This window comes from Caulobacter sp. (assembly GCF_039596335.1).
Lineage (GTDB): Bacteria > Pseudomonadota > Alphaproteobacteria > Caulobacterales > Caulobacteraceae > Caulobacter.
Genome location: NZ_JBCNJZ010000001.1, coordinates 219421 through 233761, shown reverse-complemented (window position 1 = coordinate 233761; position 14341 = coordinate 219421). Strand labels below are relative to the sequence as shown.

General features: G+C 69.1%; 15 protein-coding genes and 1 pseudogene. 14 read left to right on the top strand and 2 right to left on the bottom strand.

The window, feature by feature from the left end; all coding sequences use genetic code 11:
* Positions 1-113: 113 nt before the first annotated feature.
* The 10 genes from ABDW31_RS01135 to ABDW31_RS01090 all read left to right on the top strand — a co-directional run bounded on the left by ABDW31_RS01135 (position 114) and on the right by ABDW31_RS01090 (position 9793).
* Positions 114-287, top strand: a complete 174-nt coding sequence (locus tag ABDW31_RS01135) for a Flp family type IVb pilin (RefSeq protein ID WP_184716820.1) — start codon at positions 114-116, stop codon at positions 285-287.
* Positions 288-446: 159 nt separating this feature from the next.
* Entirely contained in the window at positions 447-959 is a 513-nt protein-coding gene (locus ABDW31_RS01130; RefSeq protein WP_184716822.1) for a prepilin peptidase, read from the top strand.
* A 190-nt stretch (positions 960-1149) separates the two neighbouring features.
* Positions 1150-2046 (top strand): Flp pilus assembly protein CpaB, encoded by an 897-nt coding sequence (gene cpaB, locus ABDW31_RS01125; protein WP_184716824.1) that lies wholly within the window; start codon positions 1150-1152, stop codon positions 2044-2046.
* A gap of 29 nt (positions 2047-2075) precedes the next feature.
* Entirely contained in the window at positions 2076-3737 is a 1662-nt protein-coding gene (locus ABDW31_RS01120; protein ID WP_343698233.1) for a type II and III secretion system protein family protein, read from the top strand.
* 7 nt (positions 3738-3744) lie between these two features.
* Positions 3745-4437, top strand: coding sequence for a CpaD family pilus assembly lipoprotein (locus ABDW31_RS01115; RefSeq protein WP_184716828.1), 693 nt, complete (start codon positions 3745-3747; stop codon positions 4435-4437).
* Positions 4437-6026: a CpaE family protein gene (locus tag ABDW31_RS01110; RefSeq protein WP_184716830.1), complete on the top strand. Its 1590-nt coding sequence runs from the start codon at positions 4437-4439 to the stop codon at positions 6024-6026. The genes ABDW31_RS01115 and ABDW31_RS01110 overlap by 1 nt, the downstream gene beginning before the upstream one ends.
* A gap of 5 nt (positions 6027-6031) precedes the next feature.
* Positions 6032-7537, top strand: a complete 1506-nt coding sequence (locus tag ABDW31_RS01105) for a CpaF family protein (protein ID WP_184716833.1) — start codon at positions 6032-6034, stop codon at positions 7535-7537.
* A gap of 6 nt (positions 7538-7543) precedes the next feature.
* On the top strand, positions 7544-8521 hold the full coding sequence (locus tag ABDW31_RS01100) for a type II secretion system F family protein (protein WP_184716835.1): 978 nt from the start codon (positions 7544-7546) through the stop codon (positions 8519-8521).
* Between the two features lie 13 nt (positions 8522-8534).
* Positions 8535-9518, top strand: coding sequence for a type II secretion system F family protein (locus tag ABDW31_RS01095; protein WP_184716837.1), 984 nt, complete (start codon positions 8535-8537; stop codon positions 9516-9518).
* An 89-nt stretch (positions 9519-9607) separates the two neighbouring features.
* On the top strand, positions 9608-9793 hold the full coding sequence (locus tag ABDW31_RS01090; protein ID WP_184716839.1) for a hypothetical protein: 186 nt from the start codon (positions 9608-9610) through the stop codon (positions 9791-9793).
* A 6-nt stretch (positions 9794-9799) separates the two neighbouring features.
* Here ABDW31_RS01090 and ABDW31_RS01085 read toward each other — a convergent pair whose 3' ends face one another.
* Complete coding sequence (locus tag ABDW31_RS01085; RefSeq protein WP_184716841.1) at positions 9800-10612, bottom strand: pilus assembly protein TadD; 813 nt, start codon at positions 10610-10612, stop codon at positions 9800-9802.
* An 84-nt stretch (positions 10613-10696) separates the two neighbouring features.
* On the opposite strand from ABDW31_RS01085, the gene ABDW31_RS01080 reads away from it, so the two are divergent.
* The 4 genes and pseudogenes from ABDW31_RS01080 to ABDW31_RS01065 all read left to right on the top strand — a co-directional run.
* Positions 10697-12103, top strand: a complete 1407-nt coding sequence (locus ABDW31_RS01080) for a M17 family metallopeptidase (RefSeq protein ID WP_184716843.1) — start codon at positions 10697-10699, stop codon at positions 12101-12103.
* Complete coding sequence (locus ABDW31_RS01075; protein ID WP_184716845.1) at positions 12100-12933, top strand: NlpC/P60 family protein; 834 nt, start codon at positions 12100-12102, stop codon at positions 12931-12933. The genes ABDW31_RS01080 and ABDW31_RS01075 overlap by 4 nt, the downstream gene beginning before the upstream one ends.
* A gap of 70 nt (positions 12934-13003) precedes the next feature.
* Positions 13004-13327, top strand: a complete 324-nt coding sequence (locus ABDW31_RS01070) for a GIY-YIG nuclease family protein (protein ID WP_184716847.1) — start codon at positions 13004-13006, stop codon at positions 13325-13327.
* Positions 13300-13476, top strand: a pseudogene (locus ABDW31_RS01065) (hypothetical protein); the annotation flags it as partial. The gene ABDW31_RS01070 and the pseudogene ABDW31_RS01065, both read left to right, overlap by 28 nt.
* A gap of 65 nt (positions 13477-13541) precedes the next feature.
* Here ABDW31_RS01065 and ABDW31_RS01060 read toward each other — a convergent pair.
* Positions 13542-14237 (bottom strand): cytochrome c family protein, encoded by a 696-nt coding sequence (locus ABDW31_RS01060; RefSeq protein ID WP_184716849.1) that lies wholly within the window; start codon positions 14235-14237, stop codon positions 13542-13544.
* Positions 14238-14341: the final 104 nt, after the last annotated feature.

The following is a 14341-nucleotide window of genomic DNA, read 5'->3' as shown; positions in this document are numbered from 1 at the left end:
GAGTTTACTGGCCATTAAGTCAGTTGGGCGAAGTTGATCGTGTTTTCGGGGGTGAGCAAGTCGAACGGCTTGAAAGCCTCAAATCAACTAACCCTGGTTTAGGAGACCAAGTCATGACCAAGTTCGTCACTCGCTTCCTGAAGGATGAATCGGGCGCCACGGCCATCGAGTACGGCCTGATCGCTGCCCTGATCGCTGTCGTGATCATCACCGGCGTGTCGGCGCTGGGTAACAACCTGAACGCCAAGTTCAACGCTCTGGCCACGAAGGTCGGCACCACGGTCTAACGATCGCTGACCTCTCGAAAAAAGAGGGTCGGGGCTCACGCCCCGGCCCTTTTTCTTTGGGCGAAGGATGAATTGGCCTCCCGAACGCCGGGAAACGTTTGCTTCATCCGTCCGTCCCAGAATGAAGCGACCCGAAAGGGAAGTAAGAAGGCCCTCGCGATGCAAGCCATCCAGATCCCGTTGCTGCTGGCGTTCCCGGTCCTGGCCGTGATCGGCGGTCTCAAGGACCTGACCAGCTACACGATCCCCAACTGGATCTCGCTGACCCTGATCGCCGCCTTCTTCCCGGCCGCCCTGGTCAGCGGCGCGCCGCTGGCGCAGATCGGCCTGTGCCTGGCCGTCGGCCTGGGCGCGCTGGTCATCGGCATGGGCATGTTTGCGGCCGGCTGGATCGGCGGCGGCGACGGCAAGCTGCTGGCCGTCTGCGCCCTGTGGCTGGGCTGGCCCGCGGTGATGCCGTTCATCCTTTATACGGGCCTGGCCGGCGGCGCGCTGACCCTGACCATCCTGACCCTGCGCTCGGGCTTCTTTACGCCTATTGTCGCCGGCGGACCCAGCTGGCTGCGCAACCTGAGCAAGGACGGCGGCGACCTGCCTTACGGCGTCGCCATCGCCATCGGCGCCCTGGCTGCTTTCCCCGAGGGCGCCCTGGCCCGCGGAATCCTGGGTTGAACCCCAAGACCTGAGACTCGCCCCGCGACAGCCTGTCGCGCGCGCCGATCGACTCAGGGTTAAAAACTTTTAGCGGGCGTTAACCATGCGCGGGCGACCATGGGACATAGCCAGAAAGGCTGACTGACGAATTTTGCGCGCTCGCCGGAAGGGCGGCCGTGAGGTTCTTCCCAAGAGTTTCAGCCCGCGCATGAGCCCCGTCCGCCTCCTGATCGTCCTGATCGCCGCCGTTTCGGCCATCGGCCTGGCCGTGGTCCTGCAGCGCGCCATGGGCGGCAAGCCGGCCGAATCGGTCGCGATCGCCGCGCCGGCGCCGTCCGAACCCAGCAAGCCGATGACCCAGGTCCTGGTCGCCAAGCGCGACCTGCCGATCGGCACGCGCCTGGTCGCCGCCGACGTGGAATGGCAGGCCTGGCCGTCCGACGCCGTCAACGGCGCCTTCATCACCAACGGCGCCTCGCCGACCAAGCCCGAGGGCAAGGTCGAGGAAGCCAAGGCCACCGTCGCCGGGGCCGCCGACCAGATGATCGGTGGCGATCCGGCCAAGGTCGTCGAGGGCGCGATCGTTCGCGACCCGATCCTGACCGGCGAACCCATCACCAATCGCAAGATCGTGCGGGGCGGCGAGGGCGGTTACCTGTCCGTCGTCCTGACCCCCGGCAAGCGCGCCATGTCGGTGCCCGTCACCTCGGAGACCTCCGCGGGCGGCTTCATCCTGCCCGGTGACCGCGTCGACGTGCTGGTGACCCGCGAGGATGCGGTCGCCGGCGAGAACGGCGGAGCCGGCAACAAGGTCATCGTCGCCGAGACCGTGCTGCAGAACATCCGCGTCCTGGCCCTGGACCAGTCCACGGCCGCCGAGAAGGACGCCAAGTCGATCGTCGCCGCTACCGCCACCCTCGAGGTCGGTCCGGTCGAGGCCGAGGCCCTGACCCGCGCCAAGGCGTCCGGCGCGGTGACCCTGGCCCTGCGCGCCTATACCGACCTGGGCGGCCCCTCGGGCCTGGCCAATCCGGCGACCGCGAAAGACACCGCCGTCCGCATCAACCGCGGCGGCGCGACCACCAGCGTGGCGGTGCGCCCATGAGCGGCCAACTGCCCCCGAAGAAAGCCAACATGTCCATCCAGCGCCGAATGCTGACGGCCCACATGGCCGTCCTGCTGGGCCTGACCGCGACCGCCCCGGCCTTCGCCGACGGTCCGGTCGGCGGCTCGCATGTCTATCGTCCGGTTCGCGCGGCTCGTCCGGCGGCTCCGGCGCCCGCCGCCTACATCCCGCCGCCGCCGGTCGGCGAGCAGATCCCGCGCATCTACCTGACCGCCGACCAGGGCGCGGCCTCGGTCGAGCTGTCGCGCGGCAAGTCGGCCATCGTCGAACTGCCGTCCGACGTCCGCGATCTGCTGGTCACCAATCCGCAGGTCGCCGACGCGGTGCTGCGCGACAAGCGCCGGATCTATGTCGTCGGCCTGGCCGAGGGCTCGACCGACGCCGCCTTCTTCGACGACGCGGGGCGCCGCATCCTGTCGCTGACGATCCGCGTCACCCAGCCCGTCGACAACCTGTCCGAGACGATCCGCCGGGTGCTGCCCGACGCCAAGGTGCAGGTGCAGGCGGTCCGCGACAGCGTCGTGCTGAGCGGCACGGCCCGCACGGCCGCCGACGCCGAGGCCGCCGGCCGCATCGCCGCCCAGTTCACCGGCTCGGCCGACAAGGTCCTGAACATGATCGGCGTGTCCGGCAAGGACCAGGTCATGCTGCAGGTCCGCATCGTCGAGGTCCAGCGCAACGCCATCAAGCAGCTCGGCGTCGACATGAACGCCATCCTGGGTCAGCTGGGTCAGAACCAGTACAGCTTCGGCTTCACCCCCACCTACGGCGTCAACGGCGCCCTGATGGGCGGCGTGACCGGCGGCTTCAGCCGCGACACCACCAAGGCCCCGGTGATCAGCCGCGACGTCAAGGTGCCGCTGACCACCTGTACGGCCGAAGGCTGCACGACCTCGGAAGTGCTGAAGGCCTACGACTTCGTCGATCCCAAGGATCCGCTGTCGACCATCCGCAACGTCGCCGGCAGCACGGGCCTCAACCAGGCCAAGGGCATGATCCAGGCGTTTGAGCGCGTGGGCCTGGTGCGCACCCTGGCCGAGCCGAACCTGACGGCCGTGTCGGGCGAGCGCGGCAACTTCCTGGTCGGCGGTGAATTCCCGGTCCCCGTGGGTCAGGACAACACCGGCCGCGTGTCCATCGAGTTCAAGCCCTACGGCGTGGGCTTGGCCTATACGCCGGTGGTGATGTCGGGCGGCCGCATCTCGCTGAAGATCGCCACCGAGGTCTCGGAACTGACCAACCTGGGCGCCTTCTCGCTGAAGAGCGACACCTCGACCTCCAGCCTAGTGGTGCCGGGCCTGTCGGTGCGCCGCGCCGAGACCGTGGTCGAGCTGCCCTCGGGCGGGTCGTTCATGATCGCCGGCCTGCTGCAGCAGACCACCAAGCAGACCATCGACGCCCTGCCGGGCATGACCAGCATGCCGATCCTGGGCACGCTGTTCCGCTCGCGCGACTTCCTGAACGGCGAGACCGAGCTGGTGATCATCGTCACCCCGTACATCGTCGACCCGACCAAGCCGCAGAACCTGCAGACCCCGGCCGACGGGCTGAAGATCGCCGGCGACATGAGCACCGTGCTGCTGGGTCGCCTGAACCAGGTCGTCAAGGCGCCGCCGGGCGCCAACGCCGGACGCGCCTACCAAGGCCCCGTCGGCTACGTGATCGAGTAGGACCGCCATGACGCACAACGCTCCCGTCAAGATCGTCCTGAAGAGCCTGCTGCTGTCGGCCGCCGTGGCCGGCCTGGCCGCCTGCGCCTCGACGCCGCCCGACCAGGGCCCGTCCCGGACCGCCGCGACCGAGACCCAGCAGTGGATGGACCGCGTCAAGGTGACCTCCGCGCCGGACGAGATCGTCCTGGCCGCGCACGCCAGCGGCCTGTCGGCCAACCAGGGCGCGGCCCTGGAGGATCTGTTCGGCCGCTGGATGCAGGCCGAGGGCCGCGAGCTGGTCGTCACCTCGCCCAACGCTGCTGGCGGCATGGCCAGCCAGATCCGCGATCGCCTGGTCCTGCTGGGCGCGCCCGCCGCGCGCGTCCGCGTCGTCGGCTTCCAGCCCACCGGGCCGGAGGACAACGCCATCCGCGTCGGCTTCCTGCGCTACGAGGCGCAAGGCCCCAAGTGCGGCCAGGCCTGGGAAAACCTGACGGCCACGCGCGACAACAAGGCCTATGACAATTTCGGCTGCGCCATGGCCGCCAACATGGCCGCCCAGATCGCCAACCCCGAGGACCTGGTCCGGCCGCGCGACATGACGCCCGCCGACGCCGGCCGTCGCGGCGTGGTGTTCGGCAAGTATCGCAAGGGCGAGGTCACGGCCACGGCCAAGGACGGCCCCTCCGCTGGCCTGATTTCGAGGGCGATCCCGTAATGCGCCCGACCGACAACGATCCCTTCGACCTCGGCTTCGACGCCGCCGACGAGTTCACCACCGGGGGCTCGGATCCCTGGCGCGCCTCGGCCCCGCCGTCGCTGAGCCCGGCCCTGGGTGGGTTCGAGGACCCGTTCGCCGAGTTCCCGCCCGCGCGTCCGCAGGAAGCGCCGCGCGCCGCCCCGGCCCAGCCGACGACCCGCCCGACCCCGACCGCGACCCCGACCGCCGCGCCGCAGCAGCGCGCGGCCGCCGCGTCGCGCGATGACGACTTCCGCGACCTGGACATCGCGCCGCCGCCCGCCCCGACGGCGACGATGGCGGCGACGATGACGGCGCCGCCGGCCTATGACGCCGCCGCCGAGGAAGCCGGCCTGAACGAGGTCGGCGTCGGCGAGGCGGTCATTCCGCGCATCTCGATCCACGCCTTCTGCGCCCGTCCCGAGACGGCGGCCCTGATCGAGCAGGCGTCGGGCGACCGTCGCATGGCCCGGGCCTCGACCATCGTCCGCGACGGCGGGCTGGAGGCGGCCGTCGAGCACTACCAGAACCAGCCGACGCCCTCGCTGGTGATGGTCGAGACCATCGACGGCGCCCAGCGCCTGCTGCACCTGCTGGACAGCCTGGCCCAGGTCTGCGACCCGGGCACCAAGGTCGTCGTCGTGGGTCAGACCAACGACATCGCCCTCTATCGCGAGCTGATGCGTCGCGGGGTCAGCGAATACATCACCCAGCCGCGCTCGCCGCTGCAGGTGATCCGCGCGATCGGCGCGCTGTACGCCGACCCGGCCGCGCCGTTCGTCGGCCGCCAGATCGCCTTCGTCGGCGCCAAGGGCGGGGTGGGGGCCTCGACCCTGGCCCACAACTTCGCCTGGGCGATGGCCGAGAAGATGCAGACGGCCACCGTGCTGGCCGACCTGGATCTGGCCTTCGGCACTGCCGGCCTCGACTTCAACCAGGACCCCGTGCAGGGCGTGCTGGACGCCCTAACCCAGCCCGACCGCCTGGACCCGGTGCTGATGGACCGCATGATGGTCCGTTGTGGGGATCGTCTGTCGCTGTTCGCCGCGCCCTCGACCCTGGACGACGACTACGAGATTGGCGCCGACGCCTTCGAAGAGGTGACGCAGAAGATCCGCAACGCCGCCCCGTTCGTGGTGCTGGACATCCCGCACGTCTGGAGCGCCTGGACGCGCCGGGTGCTGCTGGGCTCCGACGACCTGGTGGTGGTGGCGACGCCCGACCTGGCGTCCCTGCGCAACGCCAAGAACATCATCGACCTGGTGCGCAGCGCGCGGCCGAACGACATCCCGCCGCGCCTGGTCCTGAACCAGGTCGGCGTGCCCGGCCGTCCCGAGATCCCCGTGAAGGACTTCGGGGAGGCCCTCGGCGTCCAGCCCTCGCTGGTGCTGCCGTTCGATCCCAAGCCCTACGGCCAGGCGGCCAACAACGGTCAGATGCTGGCCGAGGTGGCGCCCAAGTCGAAGGCCGCCGAAGGGTTGGAGCATCTGGCGCGCCTGATCAGCCGCCGTGAGCCGCCCGCGCCGCAGAAGACGTCCGTGCTCTCGGGCCTGTTCAAGAAGAAGTAGACCTCATGTTCGGCAAGCGCGACCAATCCGTTCCCGCCGAACCCAAGGCGCCGCCCCCCGCTCCCGCGGGCGGCGCGCCCATCGCCACGCGTCCGCAACGGGTGGAGCCGACCGCGGCCCCGACCGCGCCGGCGCCCAAGGTCAACGGTCCCGCGCCCAAGGCGACGGCGGGCCTGGACCAGCTGCGCGCCGCCCAGGGCGTCGCCGCGGCCCAGACGACCAACATCGTCCGTGAGCAGAGCGACTACTACCACGCCACCAAGACCACGATCTTCAACGCGCTGCTGAACACCATCGACCTGAGCCAGCTGGCCCAGCTGGATCAGAAGCAGGCCGCCGAGGAAATCCGCGACATCGTCGCCGAGCTGGTGGCGATCAAGAACGTCTCGATGTCGGTGTCCGAGCAGGAGCACCTGGTCCAGGACATCATCAACGACGTCCTCGGCTATGGCCCGCTCGAACCTTTGCTGGCCCGCGACGACATCGCCGACATCATGGTCAATGGCGCGCACCGCGTGTTCATCGAAGTGGGCGGCAAGGTCCAGCTCACGAACGTGCGCTTCCGCGACAATCTGCAGCTGATGAACATCTGCCAGCGGATCGTCAGCCAGGTCGGCCGCCGCGTCGACGAAAGCTCGCCGATCTGCGACGCCCGCCTGCCCGACGGTTCGCGCGTCAACGTCATCGCCCCGCCCTTGGCTCTGGATGGTCCCACCCTGACCATCCGTAAGTTCAAGAAGGACAAGCTGACCATGAAGAACCTGGTGGAGTTCGCCTCCATCAGCCCGGAAGGGGCGCGGGTTCTGGGCGTCATCGGCGCCTGCCGCTGCAACATCGTCATCTCGGGCGGTACGGGTTCGGGCAAGACCACCCTGCTCAACACCATGACCGCGTTCATCGACCCTACCGAGCGGGTCGTGACCTGCGAGGACGCCGCCGAACTGCAGCTACAGCAGCCGCACGTGGTGCGTCTGGAAACCCGTCCGCCCAACCTGGAAGGCTCGGGCGCGGTGACCATGCGCGACCTGGTCAAGAACTGCCTGCGCATGCGTCCCGAACGCATCATCGTCGGCGAAGTCCGCGGCCCGGAGGCGTTCGACCTCCTCCAGGCCATGAACACCGGCCACGATGGCTCGATGGGCACGCTGCACGCCAACAGCCCGCGCGAAGCCATCAGCCGTATCGAGAGCATGATCACCATGGGCGGCTACGGCCTGCCCTCGAAGACCATCAAGGAGATGATCGTCGGCTCGGTCGACGTCATCGTCCAGGCGGCCCGTCTGCGCGACGGTTCGCGCCGCATCACCCACGTGACCGAGGTGGTGGGTCTGGAAGGCGACGTGATCGTCACCCAGGACCTGTTCGTCTACGAGATCACCGGCGAGGACGAGAACGGCAAGGTCGTGGGCAAGCACCGCTCGACCGGCATCGCCCGCCCGCGCTTCTGGGACCGCGCCCGCTATTACGGCCTGGAGCGCGAACTGGCCGAAGCCCTGGACGCGGCGGAGTAGGCGGCCATGCTGTTCATCCTGGCCGGGATTTTGGGCTTCATCACCATCGCGGGCCTGGGCTTCGCGTTCGTCGGCGGCGACAGCGACAACGTCAAGGCCGGCAAGCGCGCCCAGATGATCGCCGGCGGCGGCGAGCGCCAGGCGCGCGTGCGCGCCAAGGCCGCGGCCAACACGCCCGAAGCCCGTCGCCAGTCGATCCTGAAGGCCCTGAAGGACCAGGAACGCAAGCAGAAGAAGGCCTCGCTGAGCATCGCCGCGCGCATGCAGGCCGCGGGCCTGGCGCCCAATCTCCGGATGTTCTGGATCATCAGCGGCGTGCTGGGCGTGTTCGTGGCCCTGTTGATGCTGCTGCTGGGCCAGATGCCGCTGGTCGCCCTGGGCGCCGGCTTCGGCGCGGGCCTGGGCCTGCCGCGCTGGGTGCTGGGCTTCCTGGGCCAGCGCCGGATGGCCAAGTTCACCGCTTCGTTCGCCGACGCCGTCGACATCATCGTGCGCGGCGTCAAGTCGGGCCTGCCGGTCCACGACTGCCTGAAGATCATCGGCAAGGAGAGCCCCGAGCCCCTGGCCGCCGAGTTCCGCACCCTGACCGAGAACGTCGGCATGGGCGTGCCGATGGATACCGCCCTGGACCGCATGTACGAGCGGATGCCGACCAGCGAGCTGCGCTTCTTTTCGATCGTGCTGGGCATCCAGGCCAAGACCGGCGGCAACCTGGCCGAAGCCCTGAGCAACCTCTCCACGGTGCTGCGCGCGCGCAAGCTGATGAAGGAGAAGATCAAGGCGCTATCGGCCGAAGCGGTCGCCTCGGCCATGATCATCGGCAGCCTGCCGCCCGGCGTGACGGCGCTGATCAGCATCACCTCGCCCACCTACATGACTCCGATGTTCACCGACCAGCGCGGCCATCTGATGCTGCTGGCCGCGGGTCTGCTGATGGCGATCGGCATCTTCGTGATGCGCAAGATGATCAACTTCAAGTTCTGAGGGGGAGGGCGCCATGATCGAAGCTTTGACCAACCCCTCTAACCTGCTGACGGCGTTCATCGCCGTGGTGGTGTTCGCCACCATCATCACCCTGACCTCGCCGATGCTGCGCGACAGCAGCCTGGAAGGCCGCCTGAAGTCGGTGGCCAACCGCCGCGAGGAACTGCGCCGTCGTTCGCGCCAGAGCATCGCCGACCGCGGCGGCCCGGGGCTGTCCAGCTCGCTGCGCCACCAGGACGAGGGCCTGTACAAGAACGTCGTCGAGCGGCTGCAGCTGTCGCGGCTGCTGGAGGATCCCAAGGTCGTCGACAAGCTGGCCCAGGCCGGCTTCCGCGGCCCCGGTCCGGTGACGACCTTCTACTTCTTCCGCTTCATCATGCCGTTCGCCTGCGCGGCCACGGCGGCGTTCTATCTCTACGTCATCAACGGCTTTGGCCTGCTGCCGATGCAGAAGGTCTGCGCCTGGGTGATGTTCCTGGCGGCCGGCTACTACGCGCCCAACATCTACATCAGCAACATCGCCCAGAAGCGCCGCGAGTCGATCGTGGCCGCCTTCCCGGACTCGCTGGACCTGCTGTTGATCTGCGTGGAAAGCGGCATGTCGATCGAGGCGGCCATCCAGAAGGTCGGCGCCGAAGTCGGCTCTACATCGATGGAGCTGGCCGAGGAGCTGAGCTTGCTGACCGCCGAGCTGTCGTATCTGCCCGACCGTCGCCTGGCCTATGAGGGTCTGGCCCGCCGGACCAATCACCCCGGCATCAAGTCGGTGGCCACGGCCATGATCCAGGCCGAGCGCTACGGCACGCCCCTGGGCACGGCCCTGCGGGTCATGGCCAAGGAAAACCGCGAGCTGCGCCTGTCGGCCGCCGAGAAGAAGGCTGCGGCCCTGCCGGCCCAGCTGACCGTGCCGATGATCCTGCTGTTCCTGCCGGCGCTGTTCGTCGTGATCATGGGGCCGGCGATCATCCGGATCATGGACACCATGATGAAGCACTAGACGGCGCGGTCAGGGTAAACGTCGCGTTCACCCTGTGGCCCGTCTCTTGCCCCGCCCGCTCCCAGTGATCTCAAACTGGGACAGGGCGCGTGGCGAAGCAGAAGCGGAAGATCCTCGACGGACTGGTCGAGGAACGGGCCGGCGCGGCCCTGGAAACCGGGCTGATCCTGGCGCTCGGGGCGTTCTTTGCTCTCACCGTGCGCGAGTTCGTGGCCAGCCCGCTGCTGGCCCAGCTGACCCGGGCGGCGAAGGTGCTCAGCCAGGCCCTGGCCTAGACGGCTCTATTGCCCGCCGCCGGCCTTCAGCGACTCCCAGGTGCGCCCGGCAGCGCCCTGGCCCAGCGCGGCGCGCAGATAGGCCAGGTTGTTGTTGACCAGCTCGGGCGGCAGGTCGGCGCGGGCCAGCTTTTCAGCTTCCGGCAGACGGCCTTGCAGGCCCACCACCAGGGCCAGGTTCTGGCGCGCCTGGATCGTGGCGGTCGGCAGGGCGACGGCGCGGCGCAGCTGGGTCTCGGCGGCGGCCAGATCCCCGCGGGCGGCCAGGAACATGCCGTAGTTGGTGGCCGGCGCGGCCTCGTTGGGCGCCAGGGTCAGGGCCTGACGGTGGGCGGCCTCGGCCTCCTCGCCGCGCTCGGCCTGCTCATAGGCCACGGCCAGCAGGGTCTGCGGACGCCAGTCGCGTGGCGCCAGACCGGCGGCCTTGCGGGCCGGATCGATGGCGTAGAAGCCCTGGCCGCGCGCGATGTGGGCGCGGGCCAGTTCCAGCAGCAGCGGCTGGTCGTCGGGATGGGCGATCAGGCCGTTGGTGGCGGCCACGGCGGCCTCGTCATTGCGGCCCAGATTGCGCAGCGCCAGGGCCAGGCCGGCGGCGGCCTCGGCGTCGGCGGGGTCGATCTCGATCTGCGTGCCCCAGAAGGCCGCGCGGGCCAGCGGGTCCAGGCGCGCGGCCTCGGCGCGCTGCTCGCGGCTGGCCTTGGCCGGCTTTGCGGCTGCGGCGGCCTGGGGCTTCGGCGCATCGGCGGCGAAGGCGGGCAGGGCCAGCAGAAGAGCAGCCGGGGCGAGAACGGTTGCGACGCGCGCGCGCTTGCGACACATGGAAGACAAGTCTCCAGAAGGTTCGGCCATGATCCGGCCGCCGCCTCAAGGAATCGTTAAGCATAATTTTAAAGGGTTTCGCCGATGACCGACGCGACGCATCCGATCCTTGAGAGCGCTCAGGGGCAGGCGATCCCGGTCCACCCCCTCGCCGAGGGCGAGGTCGAGGCCTTCCTGGCGCAAAAGCGAGCGCCGGTAAGGACTTACGCGGCGGCCAACAAGTTCTCGGGCAAGGCCGGCCAGGTGCTGGCCGTCCCCGGCGCCAGCGGCGCGGTCGAGCGGGTGCTGTTGGGTATAGGTTCTGGCCGCGTTGATCTGTCGCTGTTCCGCACCCTGGCGGGCAAGCTGCCGGCCGGCGAGTACGCCCTGGCCAAGCTGCCGCGCGGGATCGATCCGGAGCAGGCGGCCCTGGCCTTCGCGCTCGGGACCTATCGCTTCGACCGCTACAAGAAGCGCGGCGAGCCGATCCCGCGCCTGGTCGCGCCCAAGGGCGTCGACGTCGCCGCCGTCACCGCCTTCGCCCACGCCTGCGCCTTGGCGCGCGACATGGTCAACACCCCGGCCAACGACATGGGCCCGCTGCAGATCGAGACCATCGCCGGCGAGATCGCCGAAAAGTACGGCGCGACCCTGTCGGTCGTGCGTGGCGACGACCTGCTGAAGGAGAACTATCCGGCCATCCACGCCGTGGGCCGCGCCGCCGTCGAGGTTCGCAGCCCTCGGATGATCGAGGTGACCTGGGGCGACCTCGACCATCCCGTGCTGGCCCTGGTGGGCAAGGGCGTGGTGTTCGACACCGGCGGTCTGGACATCAAGCCCTCGGCCGGCATGCGGCTGATGAAGAAGGACATGGGCGGCGCCGCCCACGCCCTGGCCCTGGGTCGCATGGTCATGGAGGCCAGGCTGCCGGTGCGGCTCGTCATCCTGACCCCGGTGGTCGAGAACGCCATCGCCGGCGACGCCATGCGCCCGGGCGACGTGCTGCAGACCCGCGCCGGCCTGACCGTCGAGGTCGGCAACACCGACGCGGAAGGGCGCCTGATCCTGGCCGACGCCCTGACCCGCGCCGCCGAGCTGAAGCCCGCCCTGACCTTGGACTTCGCCACGCTCACGGGCGCGGCCCGGATGGCCATGGGCCCGTTCGTGATCCCGTTCTGGACGCCCGACGACAAGCTGGCCGCCCAAATCGAGACGGCCTCGAAGACGGTGTCCGACGCGGTGTGGCGCATGCCCCTGACCGAGGCCTATCGCGAGGCCCTGGACAGCGACATCGCCGACCTGAAGAACGACCCAGACGGCTGGGCCCAGGCCGGCGCCACCACGGCGGCCTTGTTCCTGCAGCGCTTTGCCCCAAATGCAGAAGAGGCGGGCTCCTGGGCGCACTTCGACGTTTTCGCTTGGAACCCCAAGGGACGCCCCGGATTCCCGGTAGGCGCAGAGGTTCACGCCATCCGCGCCGCCTTCGCCATGATCAAGAGCCGGTTCGCATGACCCTGGACACTCGCATCACCCTGGCTCGGGCCGATCTGGCCGACGAGCGGCTGGAGGGCCTGGCCCCCGCCGAGCATTACGCCGCCAGCCGGATCATGGTCTGCGCCGAGCCCGCCACCGCCATCCGCGCCAGCGCCTCGCCCGACGCCGAGCAATGGGACCAGCTGCTGTTCGGCGAGGTCTTCCGCGTGCTGGAGGAGAAGAACGGCTTCGTCTGGGGCCAGGCGACCCGCGACGGCTATGTCGGCTATGTCGCCGCCTCGGCCCTGATCGAGCAGGGCCATCCGCCGACCCACGCGGTCAGCGCCATCCGCACCTACGCCTTCAGCCAGCCTGACATCAAGTCGCGGCCCGAGGGGCTCTATTCGTTGAACGCCCTGGTCACCATCGAGGCCCGCGAAGGCCGCTTCGCCAAGGGCGTCGGCGCCGGCTGGTTCGTCGAGGAGCATCTGACCACGATCGGCCGCGGCCACCGCGACCACGTCGCCGTCGCCCAGGCCTTCCTGGGCGCGCCCTACCAGTGGGGCGGCCGCGAGAGCCTGGGCCTGGACTGCTCGGGCCTGGTGCAGCAGGCCCTCTATGCCTGCGCGCGCGCCTGTCCGCGCGACACCGACATGCAGCGGGCCTTCTTCCGCCAGATCGTCGAGAGCGACCGCAAGCGCGGCGACCTCGTCTTCTGGAAGGGCCACGTCGCCCTGCTGCTGGATCCCGACACCATCCTCCACGCCAACGCCCACCACATGGCCACGGCCATCGAGCCGCTGAGCGAAGCCATTGCGCGGATCGAGGCGGCCGGGACCGGGGCGCCGCTGGGGTATCGGCGGGTGTAGATAAGCCTGTTGAGGTCGTGACAGGTTAGAAGTGTTCTTATATTGTTCTTCATCCTGGGTGGAGAGCGTCATGGTTCCTCGCGAGGCGTGGATCGCGGTCTATATGATGGCGGACCGTTATCGCGGCACGATCTATGCCGGTGTCACGGGCCATCTCATTACCCGCATCACGGATCATCGCGAGGGGCGCTCAGGCTTCACGCGCAGGTACGGAGTTCATCGTCTAGTCTGGTACGAGGAGCACGAGCTGATGACCGAGGCCATCCAGCGTGAGACCTCGATCAAGCGCTGGCCTCGCCAATGGAAGATCAATCTGATCGAGCGGGACAACCCGCGCTGGGATGATCTTTACAAGGCAGTGGCCGAGTGGACGCCGCTTCCTCGGCAGTTCTGACCGCCCCGCCCCAACTTCCGTCATTCCCGCCCTTGTGGCGGGAACCCCTCTGTCCGCCGCAGGTGCGGATGTGGCGAACCGCAGGCGGTCCGCTTGTGTCTCACGTGTTAGCTGAACCAGAGGTTCCCGCCACAAGGGCGGGAATGACGGCAGATAGAGAAAAGGCCGCGGAGCTTTCGCTTCGCGGCCTCTTTCATAGCGATGCGCTGAAGGATCAGGCCTTCGGCGGCGCCGTATTGCCACCGGCGGCCGGAGCGGCCGGGGCGGCGGCGGCGCCCGCGGCGGGCGCCGTTTCACCGGCCGGCGGGGTCGCGGCGGCTTCCGTGGCGGCGGCGCCTTCGGCCGGGGCCGCGGCGGCGGCCGGGCGAGGCGCCGGGATCGGCAGGGTGCTGCCCAGGCTGTGCAGGTAGGCGATCAGCGCGATGCGATCTTCCGGCTTCTTCAGACCCACGAAGGTCATGTTGGTGCCGGGGACGTCCTTACCCGGGGCCTTCAGAAAGGTGTACAGGGCGTCGTAGTCCCACACCGCCTGCTTGCCCGAGAAGTCCTTCATCGCGCCCGAATAGTTGAAGCCGGCGTGGGCGGCCGGCTTGCGGCCCACCACGTCCCACAGGCCCGGGCCGGTGGAGTTGGCGTTCGACGCGTCCATCTTGTGGCACGCGGCGCACTTGGCCGAGACGGCCGCGCCGGCGGCGACGTTGGCCGGGGTCAGCACGGCGTTCCAGTCGGGCGGCGTATCGGCAGCCGCCGCGCCGCCTTCGGCGGACTCTTCCTGGATGGCGATCTCGTAGCCGGCCTTCTCGACTTCGTGCTTCTTGAAGACGATGTCCGACGCTTCGCGCAGACCGAAGATAACGAGGCCGGTCAGCAGCACGCCGCCAGCGATCTTGTTGAACGTCAGGTCGCTCATCTAGCCTAGTCAGCCCTTTGTCAGCCCGTTCGCAAGCCGGGCTTGAATCCGCGACGCTCGCAGGTCTCTGGCGAGTCCAGACGTGCGTCATGTTGCGCTCGCGT

Excerpts from the sequence above, each read along its gene's own strand:
- ABDW31_RS01135 (WP_184716820.1), top strand. The coding sequence starts at position 114 with ATGACCAAGTTCGTCACTCGCTTCCTGAAGGATGAATCGGGCGCCACG.
- ABDW31_RS01130 (WP_184716822.1), top strand. The coding sequence starts at position 447 with ATGCAAGCCATCCAGATCCCGTTGCTGCTGGCGTTCCCGGTCCTGGCC.
- cpaB (WP_184716824.1), top strand. The coding sequence starts at position 1,150 with ATGAGCCCCGTCCGCCTCCTGATCGTCCTGATCGCCGCCGTTTCGGCC.
- ABDW31_RS01120 (WP_343698233.1), top strand. The coding sequence starts at position 2,076 with ATGTCCATCCAGCGCCGAATGCTGACGGCCCACATGGCCGTCCTGCTG.
- ABDW31_RS01115 (WP_184716828.1), top strand. The coding sequence starts at position 3,745 with ATGACGCACAACGCTCCCGTCAAGATCGTCCTGAAGAGCCTGCTGCTG.
- ABDW31_RS01110 (WP_184716830.1), top strand. The coding sequence starts at position 4,437 with ATGCGCCCGACCGACAACGATCCCTTCGACCTCGGCTTCGACGCCGCC.
- ABDW31_RS01105 (WP_184716833.1), top strand. The coding sequence starts at position 6,032 with ATGTTCGGCAAGCGCGACCAATCCGTTCCCGCCGAACCCAAGGCGCCG.
- ABDW31_RS01100 (WP_184716835.1), top strand. The coding sequence starts at position 7,544 with ATGCTGTTCATCCTGGCCGGGATTTTGGGCTTCATCACCATCGCGGGC.
- ABDW31_RS01095 (WP_184716837.1), top strand. The coding sequence starts at position 8,535 with ATGATCGAAGCTTTGACCAACCCCTCTAACCTGCTGACGGCGTTCATC.
- ABDW31_RS01085 (WP_184716841.1), bottom strand. The coding sequence starts at position 10,612 with ATGTGTCGCAAGCGCGCGCGCGTCGCAACCGTTCTCGCCCCGGCTGCT.
- ABDW31_RS01080 (WP_184716843.1), top strand. The coding sequence starts at position 10,697 with ATGACCGACGCGACGCATCCGATCCTTGAGAGCGCTCAGGGGCAGGCG.
- ABDW31_RS01075 (WP_184716845.1), top strand. The coding sequence starts at position 12,100 with ATGACCCTGGACACTCGCATCACCCTGGCTCGGGCCGATCTGGCCGAC.
- ABDW31_RS01070 (WP_184716847.1), top strand. The coding sequence starts at position 13,004 with ATGGTTCCTCGCGAGGCGTGGATCGCGGTCTATATGATGGCGGACCGT.
- ABDW31_RS01060 (WP_184716849.1), bottom strand. The coding sequence starts at position 14,237 with ATGAGCGACCTGACGTTCAACAAGATCGCTGGCGGCGTGCTGCTGACC.